The organism is Novosphingobium sp. HR1a (assembly GCF_015594425.1).
Classification (GTDB): domain Bacteria; phylum Pseudomonadota; class Alphaproteobacteria; order Sphingomonadales; family Sphingomonadaceae; genus Novosphingobium; species Novosphingobium resinovorum_A.
Map to the genome: position 1 here is coordinate 1 of NZ_JABXWS010000071.1, position 13,610 is coordinate 13,610.

Annotated in this window: 13 protein-coding genes; 11 read left to right on the forward strand and 2 right to left on the reverse strand. The window is 63.2% G+C overall.

Annotated elements, in window-relative coordinates:
* The first annotated feature begins 717 nt into the window (after positions 1–717).
* The 4 genes from HWN72_RS19710 to HWN72_RS19725 all read left to right on the forward strand — a co-directional run bounded on the left by HWN72_RS19710 (position 718) and on the right by HWN72_RS19725 (position 4,015).
* Positions 718–1,188 (forward strand): DUF736 domain-containing protein, encoded by a 471-nt coding sequence (locus HWN72_RS19710; protein ID WP_211151100.1) that lies wholly within the window; start codon positions 718–720, stop codon positions 1,186–1,188.
* Between the two features lie 88 nt (positions 1,189–1,276).
* Complete coding sequence (locus HWN72_RS19715) at positions 1,277–1,558, forward strand: hypothetical protein (protein ID WP_211151101.1); 282 nt, start codon at positions 1,277–1,279, stop codon at positions 1,556–1,558.
* Positions 1,559–1,626: 68 nt separating this feature from the next.
* A complete protein-coding gene (locus tag HWN72_RS19720; RefSeq protein ID WP_211151102.1) occupies positions 1,627–2,637 on the forward strand; it encodes a DUF2493 domain-containing protein in 1,011 nt (336 codons plus the stop codon).
* A gap of 400 nt (positions 2,638–3,037) precedes the next feature.
* Entirely contained in the window at positions 3,038–4,015 is a 978-nt protein-coding gene (locus HWN72_RS19725) for a DUF2493 domain-containing protein (RefSeq protein WP_211151103.1), read from the forward strand.
* Positions 4,016–4,400: 385 nt separating this feature from the next.
* On the opposite strand, the gene HWN72_RS19730 is transcribed toward HWN72_RS19725, so the two are convergent.
* Complete coding sequence (locus HWN72_RS19730; RefSeq protein ID WP_211151104.1) at positions 4,401–4,637, reverse strand: hypothetical protein; 237 nt, start codon at positions 4,635–4,637, stop codon at positions 4,401–4,403.
* A gap of 371 nt (positions 4,638–5,008) precedes the next feature.
* Entirely contained in the window at positions 5,009–5,200 is a 192-nt protein-coding gene (locus HWN72_RS19735) for a hypothetical protein (RefSeq protein WP_211151105.1), read from the reverse strand.
* A gap of 48 nt (positions 5,201–5,248) precedes the next feature.
* Here HWN72_RS19735 and HWN72_RS19740 point away from each other — a divergent pair, with 48 nt between their 5' ends.
* The 7 genes from HWN72_RS19740 to HWN72_RS19770 all read left to right on the forward strand — a co-directional run bounded on the left by HWN72_RS19740 (position 5,249) and on the right by HWN72_RS19770 (position 13,595).
* On the forward strand, positions 5,249–5,575 hold the full coding sequence (locus tag HWN72_RS19740) for a hypothetical protein (protein WP_211151106.1): 327 nt from the start codon (positions 5,249–5,251) through the stop codon (positions 5,573–5,575).
* A gap of 170 nt (positions 5,576–5,745) precedes the next feature.
* Positions 5,746–6,045: a CopG family transcriptional regulator gene (locus HWN72_RS19745; protein ID WP_211151107.1), complete on the forward strand. Its 300-nt coding sequence runs from the start codon at positions 5,746–5,748 to the stop codon at positions 6,043–6,045.
* The gene (locus HWN72_RS19750) at positions 6,042–8,135 is read left to right on the forward strand and encodes a type IV secretion system DNA-binding domain-containing protein (protein WP_211151108.1); all 2,094 of its coding nucleotides are present in this window, start codon (positions 6,042–6,044) and stop codon (positions 8,133–8,135) included. Before HWN72_RS19745 ends, HWN72_RS19750 begins: the two co-directional genes overlap by 4 nt.
* On the forward strand, positions 8,132–11,086 hold the full coding sequence (gene mobF, locus HWN72_RS19755) for a MobF family relaxase (RefSeq protein ID WP_211151109.1): 2,955 nt from the start codon (positions 8,132–8,134) through the stop codon (positions 11,084–11,086). The genes HWN72_RS19750 and mobF overlap by 4 nt, the downstream gene beginning before the upstream one ends.
* A 116-nt stretch (positions 11,087–11,202) precedes the next feature.
* A complete protein-coding gene (locus HWN72_RS31190) occupies positions 11,203–11,541 on the forward strand; it encodes a restriction endonuclease (RefSeq protein WP_248006159.1) in 339 nt (112 codons plus the stop codon).
* A 214-nt stretch (positions 11,542–11,755) separates the two neighbouring features.
* A complete protein-coding gene (locus tag HWN72_RS19765) occupies positions 11,756–12,172 on the forward strand; it encodes a lytic transglycosylase domain-containing protein (RefSeq protein ID WP_211151110.1) in 417 nt (138 codons plus the stop codon).
* Positions 12,173–12,455: 283 nt separating this feature from the next.
* Entirely contained in the window at positions 12,456–13,595 is a 1,140-nt protein-coding gene (locus HWN72_RS19770) for a tyrosine-type recombinase/integrase (protein WP_375154533.1), read from the forward strand.
* Positions 13,596–13,610: the final 15 nt, after the last annotated feature.

Below are 13,610 nucleotides of genomic sequence, written 5' to 3' on the forward strand. Positions count from 1 at the left end.
CCGAGAGGATGAGCCTTGGCTTGTCATCGCGATTTTTCATGAGCGGATGGACTTGCTCGTTCAGCTGGAAGCCAGGCTGAGTTGATGGGCGCGCGTTGAAGAGCGGCGGCAGGATATTCTCGAGGGAATCGATTGGCACATTGTGTCTTCTGGATGGGCGATCGTGCGTATTTGACGATCGGCCTCTCTTTCGCCGTTAAGGGTGCAGGCTGGGCTGTTGCGTTCCGGGTTTTTTCAATGAATGGCCAAAGGCTCATGCCGGGCGTTCGGCGTTCCTGGTTGAGGCTGTCACATTGAGTTCCGCCGCGCGGCCCGCCCCTATGCGCGATGTTCCGCTATCGGCCAGCGCACCTGGCGGTGCTGTCTCTTCCTCCAGCTGCGGCATTCGCGATGTTCGCCCCCTGACGTTGCAGGCCATCGCTACGGTGCCTGGCCGGGTAGCGTAGTCCTGGCGCGGCTGCCGCCGCTCCGCCACCTCTCCCGACCCGATTGGGCTCCAGGCTCACTTCCGTCGTGCACATGGCGCTTGACGGAGGCGAGGCTTCCGGTGCGGCGGAGGAGTGTGAGGAGAGCACGGAACACGTCGCGCCCAACGATAAGAAGCGCGAGACGGGTGGCGTGCGGTGCTTGGACGCAAGGGCGGGGTGCAGAGGAGAGAAGGGCCGGGGAGGGTGTCGCCGGAAATGGGTTTCGAGCGACACTCGAAAGGTCAAGACGATGAACATCGGTGAAATCTTCAGCCAGAACGGTCGGCTCACAGGCTCCATTGCGACCCGCACGATCGACCTCCCCCGAATTGGTCTGCGCAAGGTCACGAGCGAGAACGAGAAGGCTCCGGTCTTCGAAATCCTCGCCCTCAACGTCGCGCGTCGCTGGGTGCAGATCGGCGCACTCTGGGAGGCCGCTTCCAAGCGCACCGGCGAAACCTTCCTTGCCGGCAGCATCGACGATCCCAGCCTCCCCGAACCGCTGCCGGTTGCGTTGTTCCCGGCGGATCACGGCGGCTACATGGTCGCCTGGCGCCGCGACACCATGCGTACCGACTTCGGTGGCGGCATGGGGACCAGCCGCACCAACTACGACGACCGCGCAGGCCGCGACCAGGGCGGCTTCGGCGGCAGCACCGCGGGGGCCGGCGGCGAACTGACCGGTGCGGACGCTTCCTTCGAAGAGGAAGATCCGTTCTGATCACCCGCTGATCGCGAACGACCACCCGTGCCGGGGAGGCTGCACGTCTCCCCGGCCTTTTACTCTTCCTCGAATGAGGAGACAGTCGATGCCCCACTCTTCGTTGAATGGCCTCGCCCCTCTCGCCGATCTGTCCGCTCTTTGCGCCGCCATCCTGGCGACCCCGGCTATCCGCGAACTCCTGCGCAAGCATCATTCAAGCGCCGTGCGCCTGGCGACAACACCCGTGGGGACCACGCGCGGCGAGATTATCGCAGCGATCTATGACCTGCTCGAAGATACCCCGCTTGCTCCGCATGCGGCGGGCATCGTCGATGCGGTCCTCACCTGTGCAAGGGGCTGCAAATACACCCCGAACAGCTTGCACTGATCCTGTCGTGGCGGCCCGTATTCACGGGCTGCCGCAGTCTTTCATCCCCGACAATAGGGAGAAGTTCCATGATCCGAGATCATTCGCGCAGCATCAGCCGCTTTGCGGACCTTCCTGCCCTTTTCGCGGAAGTGACCGCCACCCCGGAATTCATCCGTGCCTTTGGTGATCCCATGCCGCTTTCGATCGTCAGTCTCGGCGAGGAGCCGGGCGAGCACGATATGCCCGAACCGCTTCACGCGCAGGCCGATTGCGCCGGCATCATCGCCACCATCTTCGACCTCTTGGTCGATACCCGCCTCGACCCGTTCGCGCCCGAGATAGCATGGGGCATGGTCAACAGTTTCCACTTCGTCGCCGGCAAGCTCGAGCGGCAGGAGGACATGCTGGCCGAGGAACTGCGCGACATGATCCGCCGCATCGAACCATCCGAAGTGTTCGCCGGCGAACTGGAGGAGAAACAGCTTCTCTGCCAGTCGCTCACCGAACAGCGCGAAGCGCTGGAATGCATGCGCGACTATGCCGCGGAAACTTTCCGTGTCCTTTCCGGCCGACCCTGGTCTCCCACACGCGGGTCGCGGGTATCGAAGGCCGCGACGGCGACGCAGGTCTCGATACGCGATTTCCTGCGTGCACGCGAACTGGCCGAACGCGAGCGTTACCGTCCGCGCGGGCCGATCGTCGTGGCTTCCGGCCACGCCGAATGGCATGACTGGCAACTTGTCTGGGACAGGCTCGATGCGATACGCGAACGCATCCCGCACATGACCCTGGTGACGACAGCGCAGCGCAAGGGCTTCGATGCCATCGTCGCCTCCTGGGCGGGGAGCCGCGAAGTCCAGCTTGTCACTTATTCGCTGACGGGGGCAGGGCGCGGCGCGCCGTTCGCACGCAACCGCAAGCTGGTCGATCTGCAACCGGTCGAGGCCGTGCTCGGCGAGGGGTCGGGAATACAGGCGAACCTCTATCAGGCACTGCGCAAGGCCGGCGTACCTATCCATGCTTTTCGCAAGGCCGATCAGGCGCCCGCCGGGCAGGTTGCTATTCTGCCGCGGCGCCGCCTTCACGCGAATGCGTGACACTGTAACCGCAAACGGCAATTTCCGGGGACGGCTTCCGGCGCCGTCCCCCTTTTCGCTGTTGGGGCTATGTCAGTTGGAGAGGTCGCAGGGGACGAACGGAAGGTATCGCTGGGCGGCACCGATTGCGAACCAGGGGCATCGAGCCCCTGCTTCGCAAAGCCTCTTCTCTCTCTCAAGAATTCCAATAGTGGCACGGGACCGCGTCGGCCTCAAGGACGACGGGGCCCCACCATTTTTCCGGGCGGTGCGGGCAGCAGTTCTTGACTCCCCGCCCGGTGGCCGCCCGGAAAAATCGTGACCCCCATCGCCGGCAAGCCGGTCGCTGCGCGATCCTTGACCCCGCCGCTTGGAGCCCGCGCCGGAGGGTGAACCTCTTTCGTTTCAACAGGAGGTTCACATGACGAAGATCAACCGCACCGTCCGTCAATTCTCTGACATCGCCGAATTCATCGCGCAGGAAACCGATGCCGCCGATCACTTCCATCTCGCCTTTGCTTCCGACCTCGAGGGTGTCCGCATCGGCCGGGACGAGGAGGAAATGCAGACTGACATGCCCGATCCGAGGGAGGCCCAGCTCGCCGTCGAACTGGTGGTCACGACACTCTTCGACCTGCTGCGCGATACACGTTTGCAGCCTGCCGCCGAACGTCTCGCGTGGGGGATCGTCAACAGTTTCCACCATGTCGCAGGCCAGTGGGAGGCGCAGGCGGACAAGGCGACGCGCGAGGTCCAGGACCTGCTGGCACGCGCAGACGGAAGCGAGATCCACGGTGTCGAACTCGAGCACGCCCGCGATGAACTCGAATTCCTCGACGAGGCGACCGATGCCCTGCGCTGCATGCGCGACCATGCCGCCGACGTCTTCCATACCGAAACGGGGCGGCCGTGGTCCGCGCCGAAAGGATCGCTGGTATCGAGCAAGCGCACCGCCTCGGTGATTGCCGCGAGGGATTTTCTTGCAGCACGCCGCCAACACCGAACCGATGCCCACAACCCGCAAGGGCCCATCGTGATCTTCTCCGGGGGTGCGGATTGCTGGTTCGACGAGTGCCTCATCTGGGGCAGGCTCGACGAAGCGAAATCCCGAAACCCGATGATGGTGCTGGCGACGACAGCCCAGGACAAGGGGTGCGATGCCATGGCCGCGGCCTGGGCCGCCTCCCGCAAGGTGAAACTCATCACGTTCCCCCTCAGCGCGAAACTGGGCAAGAGGGCAGGGTTCGTCCGTAACGAGCAGATGGTGGGACTGCGGCCCGTCGAGGCGCTGGTCTGCGAAGGATCGGGTCTGCAATCGCACCTCGCGCGACTGGTCAAGGAGAAGCGTATCCCGGCGCGGTACGTACGGTTGAGTGACCAGGCGTGGGAAGGACGGTAACGTCCACACGAGGTCGGTCCGGGTCACCGGGCCGACCTCTTTTTTTGCCGATGTCGTCCTCGTGCCCGCTCAGGGACCCGCGAGCGGGTCCGTCGCGGCCGCGATGCGGAACCGCCAGGGCGGTCCCGGCCTCCTGCGCGCGGCTTCGCCGTGCTCGTCGCAGGGACACCCTTCGGGTGCGTCCATGACAGGGATGGTCGCGCGGGTTTTCCGGTCGAGATTACCAGATCAACTCGGTATCGGGCAGACTGCGAATATATTCGGTTGATCCCTTGGGCGGGGAACGTGAAGGGGAATCCCGTGCCGCATTTTCCCCCGCCGTTCCGGCAGGAACAGGCTTCTGATTCCCCGTTCCTGCCGGAATCCTGAAGCTCCTTTTGAACCGTCAGTTCGGAGTCGGTAGACCTTTCAAGGCGGTCACGGCGGCATGGCCACCGGTGCGAATCGCCTGGTTTAGCAGGTCCCGAAATTCCTTTTCCGTCAGCTTTTCAACCGCGATTTCGGGTATCATCGCAGCATATTTTCCGCGCAGAGCACGGCGCGCATTTTCCAGTTCATCGTGCATCTTGCGCTGACGCGCTTCCAGATCGGCAAGGCGATCCCGTTCGGTCATCTTCGGCATTTCCATCGTCCTTCCCCGATGGCCTGCCCGTCACTCACGAATGTGACACAACACGGTGGCTGCGCAAGAGCGGATTGCCGCTTCCTTCGGAACCGGCGGGGTGCGGGATTGCGCCGTTGTTCCACGTCGATGGACCTTCCGCACCGGATAGGATGTGCACTGCCGTCACTCCCATGTGAGGAGAATTCCATCATGCTTCCTTACCCTCATCTCCTCGTGACAGGTGGCCAAAGGCCCGCAGCGAGAATGCCCCGCGCCTGCCGGCACGAGGCGGCGCAGCGCGAGCGCGCTGCGTAAGGCGGGACGCACGGCGCAAGGCCGTTTGTAATGGACCCTACGCACGGGTGCTGCGGGTGAATTTCCTCGTATAATCAGATCGATAGATCTGCCTTACAGTGCAGGCATGAATCGGCCGCATGTATGGCAGGGCTCACCGGCAAACCATCTGCCCGGCCACGGCTTTGAAATTTCGCCGAATTTCCTGTAATCCGTGCCTTACCGCCATCCTTTCGTGAGGAAGAAGGCAGGTGGAATTGAGCGGCATTGACGTCGAAGCGCGGCATGAGACGTGCTCCTGCCTCTCTCAGGGTAGTGCGACCGGAAGGAGCGGCATGGCGGACCTGAATGAAAGCTACATCATCGATCTTCGCCGGGCTTTGGTCGAGGCGATCTGCTCCGTGTCGGCGCAGCGGCAAGAGGCCGCCTCAGGACACAAGGGCGATACGCTCTTCATCGGATCTGCCGAAGTCAGCGAAACGCTGGTGTTGTTGTTGTCGGAATTCGTCGAAGGTGTGCCCGACCTTCGTACCCCCGCGGATGTGCGGCGCATGTCGGACATCATCGCGAAAAAGATCAGACTCAACATTGCCGATATCCGGCGCAATCGGACCGAGACCGGCGGGCGTCCTCCTTCGTCGATCGTAATCAGGGGAAACTGACCTTTCACTGCTTGGGTGATCGGCACGATGGTCGGCGAGTGAGCTGATCGGCCTCGGGTAGACGTCGGGTAGCCCGGGATCTGGTATTTCTTGCGGCGATACCGATGAGAGCCTATAGTAAAGAGGCTTCATGACATCTGCAAAGGCTCCCGGCAGCGGAGACCTTTCGCGTGACCAAAGTCAATTTTCGGGTCGATCCGGCTTTGCACGACGCCCTGCAGCGACGGGCGTATGGTGCCAATCTCAGCCTGTCCGCCTTCATTCGCCAGTCGCTCGAACAGGCGGTCGACAATCGCAAGCGTTACGTCTTTTCGTCGCAGGACGAAATTCTCGCAACCTCCATCCAGATTCTCTCGATCCTGGCGACATCGGTCGGACGACGCTCGCCTGAAACGCTGGAGCAGGGGATGGCGCAGGCGCGCACTATCCTCGCCGAGCGTGGCCTCCTCGGCGAGGAGGAGGCGCAATGAGCATCTTTCGCAACGACACGCTGGGCTCGTGGACGCGCGGAGGGCAGGCCATCGTCCACAATGTCCGCATGACCACACAGGTCTTTTACCAGACGCTGCTCGCGGGGCTGATCATCTGGTTGATCGGCACCGTCTGGTATGCGTTCGAGAAGTCGAGCGAATACCAGCGCTTCGTTCTGGTCAAGCTCGCCGAAGCGATGATCAAGGTCGATGCGGCTGGTGGCACCAATGATCCGGTGCGGTTTCGTACTCCGGAAGGGCGCGATTACTGGACCTCGGCCGACTGTCTGGTCGCCTCGACGCTCGCGAAAAAGACTCTCCAAGCCTTCGAGGTCTATCTGCTCCACGGTGCGCTGATCTCGGGTCTGTTCGCGCTCGTCATGCTGGGCTGGGCGTGGTTCTACTTCACCCGCACGGGGAGGGGCCTCGGCTCCAACGAATATCTGCGCGGCGCCCGGTTCGGGACGATCCGACAGGTGAAGCGCGCGCTGTGGCGACAGACGAAGGGGCCTTTGTCGATCGGAAAAGTCCCGGTGCCGGAGGCCTACGAGCCCGAACATATCCTCCTGTGCGGCGCGCCTGGAACGGGCAAGACCAACCTTATCGTCGGCATGCTCGAGGGTATCCGCAAGTCGGGAAGGCGCGCCATCGTCTATGACACGGCCGGCACTTTCGTCGAGAAGTTCTACCGGCAGGGCGCCGACATGCTGCTCAACCCGCTCGATCAGCGCACGGCGCGCTGGTCGCCCTGGGTAGATGTCCCGCGCGACTATCACTACGACCAGATTGCGGAGTCCACGATCCCCGACAAGCATGGCGATCCCTTTTGGGCCAAGGCCGCGCGCGGCACGCTGGTCGCGGTCATGCGCAAGCTAGCGCGCCAGAAGCATACCTATGTTTCGGTCCTGCTGGACCGGCTGCTCCGCTCGAAGCTCAAGGGCCTCGCGGCGTTCGTGACGGGGACCGATGCTGCCGCTTTCATCAGCGCTGAAGGCGAACGGACGTCCGCCGGTATCCAGGCAGAACTCGCCTCGGTGATGCGCAGCTTCGGCTATCTGGACGATACCGAGGACGGTTTCTCGATCCGCGACTGGGTGGAAAAGGGCGCGGAAGGAAGCTGGCTCTTCATCACGGTGAAGGCCGACCAGCTTCCCTCGCTGCGTCCACTGATCACGGTCTGGCTCGATATCGCCATCAGTGCGATCATGAGCCTGGCGCCCGATCGCGACCGGCGGCTCTACTGCGTGATCGACGAATTGCCGACGCTGCAAAAGCTGCCAAGCCTATCGGACTTTCTCGCCCGCGCGCGCAAATATGGCGGCTGCGGCATACTGGGCTTCCAGTCCTATCCGCAACTCGAAGCAACTTACGGAATACACGATGCGGCCGCGATCACGGGCTATTGCTCTACCTGGGTTGCGCTGCGGGCGAACGACACCGCCACTGCCAAGCATGTCTCTGAAAATCTCGGCCAGGTCGAGCAGGTCGAAGCGAACGAGGGCATGTCCTACGGCGTCAACGACATGCGCGACGGCGTCAACCTGTCGCGCATGCAGGTGACGCGGCCGCTGGTGATGCCGACCGAAGTCACTAACCTGCCCAACCTCGTCGGCTTCCTGCGCTTCGGTCGCAACCTGCCCGTGGTGCGCTTCGACAGCCGGTTCAACGATGTGCCCTCCTTAGGGCCCGCGTTCATCGAACGTACGACACCCCCCGATCAGATCGACAAGGCGAAGACGCTCGTGCGCATCGCTCATGCAGAGGCGCGCGTTCGTGAAGCGATCGAACGCGAGGCGGCGCAGGCGCCTACTCCTGCCCCAGACGGCGGCGGCCAGTCTGCGCCGGAACCTTCGGACATTCCGAATGTCGCCGCCCCGCCACCGTCCCAGCCGGACCTGTTCACGCCGCCGGTTCCGCACATCGACCCGCAGCGCGTCGAAGACATATTGCTGAACGAGGAGAGCACGGAACTTCCCGCGCCCGCTCGCATGCTCTGGACGATACTTGCGGGCAGGCAGGGAGAAATCCGCTCCGAACTGGTCCAGCATGGGCGCGGGGACGGGCCGCGTGAACCGGCGAAGCCGGCATGATCCAGCCCCAGCGCCTCCATGGCAAACCCGCCAACATCACCCGCTATTACACAGTGGGCGATTACTACACCAAGGGCGGGAACGAACCTTCCGAATGGGCTGGGAAGTTGACGGCCGATCTCGGTCTTTCCGGCGCCGTCGATCCGAAGGTCCTGCGAGATCTTCTCGCCGGAAAGATCGGCGACCAGCAGCTTGGACGTCACAGGGCCAACGGCGAAATCCAGCATCACCCCGGATGGGACTTCGCTGTCAACGCGCCCAAATCCGTCTCCATCATGGCGCTGGTGGTAGGCGATGAGCGTGTGCTCGCCGCCCATGAGCGCGCCGTGACCGATGCTATATCGTACCTCGAGGAACAGGCGCAGCTGCGCCGGCGGGATGAAGGCAAGATCATCCATGAAACGACCGGGAGGATCCTGGTCGCGCGCTTTACCGAGCACGGCAGCCGCGAACTCGATCCGCATCTGCACACCCACCTGGTCGTCCTCAACATGACCAATCGCGAGGACGGCGATCCAATGGTCAGCCTGGAAAGCCGGGTCATGTACGGGGAGCAGCGCGTCGCCGGACAGGTCTATCGCAATGCGCTCGCATTCGGCCTGCGCGAGGCGGGCTACCCGATCGACTTCGATCCTCGCACGGGCCTTTTCGAAATGCGCGGCGTGCCGAAGGAACTGATGGAGACGTTCTCGCAGCGCGCCGAGCAAATCGAGGAACATGCCCGTGAACATGGTCTGGTCGGCCAGAAGGCGCAGCGTGTGTCCTTCTATGCCACGCGCAAGGCCAAGGTAAAGATCGGCTACGATACGCTAAAGGATCAATGGCATCAGCGGTCCGGAAAATTTCTCGGCCCGCTCGAACAGATCGCCGCTGCCGCTCGCGAGGCGGAAGGCAGCCACGGCGCGCCTACAGACCGCATTGCGGCGAGGGCCGCGCTGTTCGGCTTGCGACAACTGGAGACGGCGGAAGCGGTCAATAACCTCGGCGATATCCTTCGCACCGGCCTTGCCGCGCATGTGGGGGAGGTGCGGCTCGAGGATATCCGTCCCGCGATCCAGAACCATGAAGCCGCGCGCAAGCTTCTCCCGACGCACGAGCAGACCGGCGACCAGATTCTGACGCGCGGACGTACCAGTCGCAGATCCTGGCGACAGGAACTCGCGCTGACCCAGCATATCGCGCTTGGACTGGGTGATGCGCACCCGATCGCGGCCAGCGGCCGTGTCATGGCCGCGCTGGAAGGAGCCGGCCTCAATCCGGAGCAGGAGCGCGCACTGGTCGAAACCGCTCTTACCCGCGACCGCGTTACCGCGATCCATGGCGTCGCCGGCTCCGGCAAATCCACTCTTGTGAGAGTTCTTGGCGAAGCTTCCGAGCCGGGCACGACGCTGATCGCACTTGCCCCGACCTCGTCGGCCTCTGCGGAACTGGGCCAGAAAGCAGGTATATCATCGCATACCGTAGCGGGCTTCGTCGCCCGCGGGGGGCATGGCATCACCGATCGCCACGTGCTCGTGCTTGATGAAGCCGGGCAACTCGGCAACCGGCAGGCGCGCAGGCTCCTCGAGATCAGCAGGGCGACCGGCGCAAGGCTGCTCCTTCTGGGCGACGAAAAGCAGACGGGCGCCATCGAACAGGGCAAGCCGTTCTGGCTGATGCGCCGGCTTGGACTGCCGACGGTCGAATTGACGGAAGCGGTGCGTCAGGAAACCAGATCCATCAAGACCGCAGTCGCGCAGGCGCGCGCGGGAAACTTTGCGCAGGCACTCGCGAAACTCGACGGCGTCAACACGGCGCAGGACGGCGAGAAGATGGCCGAGCAGGTCGTGGAAAGCTGGATCCGTCTCAAGCCCGGCTCGCGCGCAGGTACGAACATCCTCGTTCTCGACAACGCCACGCGGCTCGTCGTCAACAGCAAGATCCGCGAAGCTCTCAGAAGCGAAGGGGGCCTGGCCGCCGAAGAGAGCCGTCTGTCTATTCTCGCGCCGGTCGGTTTCACCGATGTCGAGAAGCACATGGCGCGTTTCTATACGACCGGGCAGGTCGTGCGCTTCGAACGCGACGTCACGCAGCTTGGCGTGGCACGCGGCGCCGATTACCGCGTCACCGGGCTGGGAAGGGATAGCAACGGACGGCAGGTCGTTCGGCTTGTCGATGAGAGCGGACGCACGATCCGTTGGGATCCGCAGAAAACGCCGGCTCGCCATATCAACGTGTTCAATCTCGAGGAACGCGACCTGAGCCAAGGCGATCGCATCCAGTGGCGTCTCGTCAGCCGCGGGATTGATGTGCGTAATGCCGAGCGCGGCACCGTCGATAAGCTCGATGGCACGATGGCGACGATCCGCTGGGACCGGGACGGCCGGGTGCAGCAAGTGGATCTGTCCGGGTATAAGACCTGGGATCATGGCTACGCGGAAACCGTGTATTCCTCGCAGTCCAAGACCTATCCCCGAGTGTTCGTGCTTGCTCCGGTCGAATCCCCGCTAGTGAACGCGCAGAACTTCTACACCGCCATAACCCGCGCCATGTACGGCGTGAGGCTGTGGACCAACGACGTCAAGGGACTGATCTCCAAACTGGAGCGCCATTCCGGTGAAAAGACCTCATCGCAGGAGGGGATGGGACGTATCAAGCATGACAGCGTTGGTTCCTTCGCAAGAAGACAGGATCACCGCCTCACAGGTCTCACGGCAGATCAGGAACGAGCACGCGCTGAGCGCCGCGACCGGACGCTGGAGCGGCAGCTCGATCGCCGCGAGAGGCCACCTCGCGGACCTGCTGAGCATCTGACGGAAGGCGCGAGAAGTCTGTCTCAGGCGCTCGATCGCTTGCTTGGCGGGATCCTCGATCATGCCCGCGTTGCGAAAGGCGGACCGGAAGCGCAACCGCCACGACAGGAAACCGCGCCCACGCATCGACCCGAACCTTACCCAGGGGTCGAACGATGACATCTCATTTTACGCTGATGGTCTTGACCGCCGCGGCCTTGCTCTGGCTGGCGTTTGTGGTCCGCCGTTCCCGCATACCTGTGCGGCATCGCTGGCGAAGGCGGCAGGCGCGAACCATGGCCGAGCAGCTTCGCGGCCGGGATCGTTCCCAACCGCCGCAGCTTCTCTATGCGCGCCTGCGGGCTATGGATCCACTCGCCTTCGAGGAACTGCTGCTCGAGAGTCTCGAGAGGCGAGGGCACAAGGTGACCCGGAACCATCGTTACACAGGCGATGGCGGCATCGATGGTCAGGTCGTAATCGAGGGCGCCATCTGGCTGATTCAGGCGAAACGCTACGCGGGTACTATTCGGCCCGATCATGTCGTTGCCTTCCAGACGCTGTGCCAGTCCCGCGGATGCCGCGGCCTGTTCATTCATACGGGACGGACCGGCCTCGAAGCCGAAGGGCTGTGAGTCACTCCGGCGCTGTCCGGATCACTTCCGGACGAGAGCTGCTGGCTCTGCTCAACGGTGAAGCGATACAAGGTCTGAGTGAAGTCATTGAACCGGCCGTTTCGATGCCAGGAAAAAGGAGAAGTGACTGATGCCTCAGCATTGGCTGCTCATGCTCGCGTCTATGGTCAGCGTTGCGCTCTCGCCAGGCCAGGCGACTGCACGGTCTCGAAACATGGTAGAGGAGCGCATCATTGGTGCCTGCATCCGCAAGGCATCGCTTGGGCACCCATGGCTCGAACGGACGCTGTGGGGCCTTCGCGATCAGGAGGCCGGTTGGCTCGGCGCGGAAGTTCGCAACAGCAATGGTTCGCACGATCTGGGGCCACTGCAGATCAACAGTTGGTGGGTGCCTCGCATCGCGGCGGGCATGGGCAGGTCAGAAGGTCAGGTTCGTAATTGGCTGCGTTCTGATGCCTGCTTCAATGCTGAGGCAGCGCGCTGGGTGTTTTTGTCGGCGCTGAATTCGACTGGAGATTATTGGAAGGCGATAGGCGTCTATCATAGCCCGACTTTATGGCGGCAACGGCAATATTCGACCTCTGTCGCGACGCATCTTCGTGTGAGATTTGGCAAAGATGTATTTCGATGAATCATTATCTACATGTTGCGCAATATTAAAATGTTACTTCGGATATTCAAAAACACGAACGTACGATAAGTGCAGTTATTGCATAACCATATTGTCGGCGCTAGAGTGCTGCCAGAACGCCGAAACGGCTAATTTCCACGTATTTTGAAAAGCTTGAGAGGAAACACGTGCCTAAACCGCCGGACTCGTTTTTTCCTATACCCCCGGACGACGGCCGTACTGGCCCTGAAGTTCCGCCGACACCTCGGAAGACAAGCCTGACCGCAAGGCACTGCTCCCGCTGGTGACCGCCTTGGGCACGGCCGAGCGGGTGGTGATCGACGCGCCCCTGCTAGAGGCCTTCCAGGCCGCCGCCTCGCGCCACACCCTGCTGGCACTGCGCTCGGACCTGACCGCTTTCGATCTGTGGTGCCGCCAGCATCGCCGGATCGCCCTGCCGGCGAGCGCGCAGGATGTGTCCGATTATCTCAAGTTCCGCGCAGGGCAGGGGGCCAAGCCGGCCTCACTCGCGCGCTACAAAGCCTCAATTGCCCGGCTGCACCAACTGCTCGGGCTCGTCGATCCCACCACCGCGCCGCTGGTCAAGCTGACCTTGGCAGCGATCCGCCGCGAAAAGGGCGTGGCGCAGCGCCAGGCGGCCCCGCTGCGCTTCAAGGGCCCGGTTTCCGATGTCGAGCGCGATTCTGCCCGCGGGCTCAATCTTCGCGCACTGCTCGACACCTGCGGCGCGCATCCCATGGGTCTGCGCGACCGCGCGCTCCTCAGTCTTGCGTACGACACCGGTCTGCGCGCCAGCGAACTGGTCGCGGTTACGCTGGAGCACATCGTGCCGGCAACCGATCCCGACGCACGGCTGCTGACCATCGCGCGTAGCAAGGGCGACAGCGAAGGGGAGGGGGCCACCGCGTTCCTCAGCCCGCGGACCGTGCGCGCGGTAGAAGCCTGGGCCGCAGCGGCCAGCATCGTCACTGGCCCTTTATTCCGGCGGGTGATCGTGCGGCATTACAAGGCGCGGGCCCGGGTGCCCGGGCGTGACCTGTCGACGATATCGCGGCGGGAGATTTGGGACCTGTGCAAGACGTTGCCCAAGCCCGCAGTTCCGGCGCGCACCGAATACAGCTTTGGCGAGGCCGCTCTGCATCCGGGCTCGATCGGGCCGATCTGGCGGGCGATCATCCGGCGGGCTTTCGACCAGGGGGCTTTGCCGGATCTGACGAAGGATGACCTGGAGCACTGGCTGAAGCGGGTCAGCGGACATTCGACGCGGGTCGGGCTCAACCAGGACCTGTTCGCCAGCGGTGAGGACCTCGCCGGAATCATGGACGCCTTGCGGTGGAAGAGCCCGCGCATGCCGCTTGCCTACAATCGCAATCTGGCTGCCGAGCACGGCGCTGCCGGGCGGCTTATGAAGAAGCTGGGGTAGGAGGACTTACTGCAG

Coding starts and splice junctions, on each gene's coding strand:
- mobF (WP_211151109.1), top strand. CDS start 8,132: ATGATCCAGCCCCAGCGCCTCCATGGCAAACCCGCCAACATCACCCGC.
- HWN72_RS19740 (WP_211151106.1), top strand. CDS start 5,249: ATGGCGGACCTGAATGAAAGCTACATCATCGATCTTCGCCGGGCTTTG.
- HWN72_RS19765 (WP_211151110.1), top strand. CDS start 11,756: ATGGTAGAGGAGCGCATCATTGGTGCCTGCATCCGCAAGGCATCGCTT.
- HWN72_RS19720 (WP_211151102.1), top strand. CDS start 1,627: ATGATCCGAGATCATTCGCGCAGCATCAGCCGCTTTGCGGACCTTCCT.
- HWN72_RS31190 (WP_248006159.1), top strand. CDS start 11,203: ATGGCCGAGCAGCTTCGCGGCCGGGATCGTTCCCAACCGCCGCAGCTT.
- HWN72_RS19750 (WP_211151108.1), top strand. CDS start 6,042: ATGAGCATCTTTCGCAACGACACGCTGGGCTCGTGGACGCGCGGAGGG.
- HWN72_RS19730 (WP_211151104.1), bottom strand. CDS start 4,637: ATGCCGAAGATGACCGAACGGGATCGCCTTGCCGATCTGGAAGCGCGT.
- HWN72_RS19735 (WP_211151105.1), bottom strand. CDS start 5,200: ATGCCGCGCTTCGACGTCAATGCCGCTCAATTCCACCTGCCTTCTTCC.
- HWN72_RS19715 (WP_211151101.1), top strand. CDS start 1,277: ATGCCCCACTCTTCGTTGAATGGCCTCGCCCCTCTCGCCGATCTGTCC.
- HWN72_RS19710 (WP_211151100.1), top strand. CDS start 718: ATGAACATCGGTGAAATCTTCAGCCAGAACGGTCGGCTCACAGGCTCC.
- HWN72_RS19725 (WP_211151103.1), top strand. CDS start 3,038: ATGACGAAGATCAACCGCACCGTCCGTCAATTCTCTGACATCGCCGAA.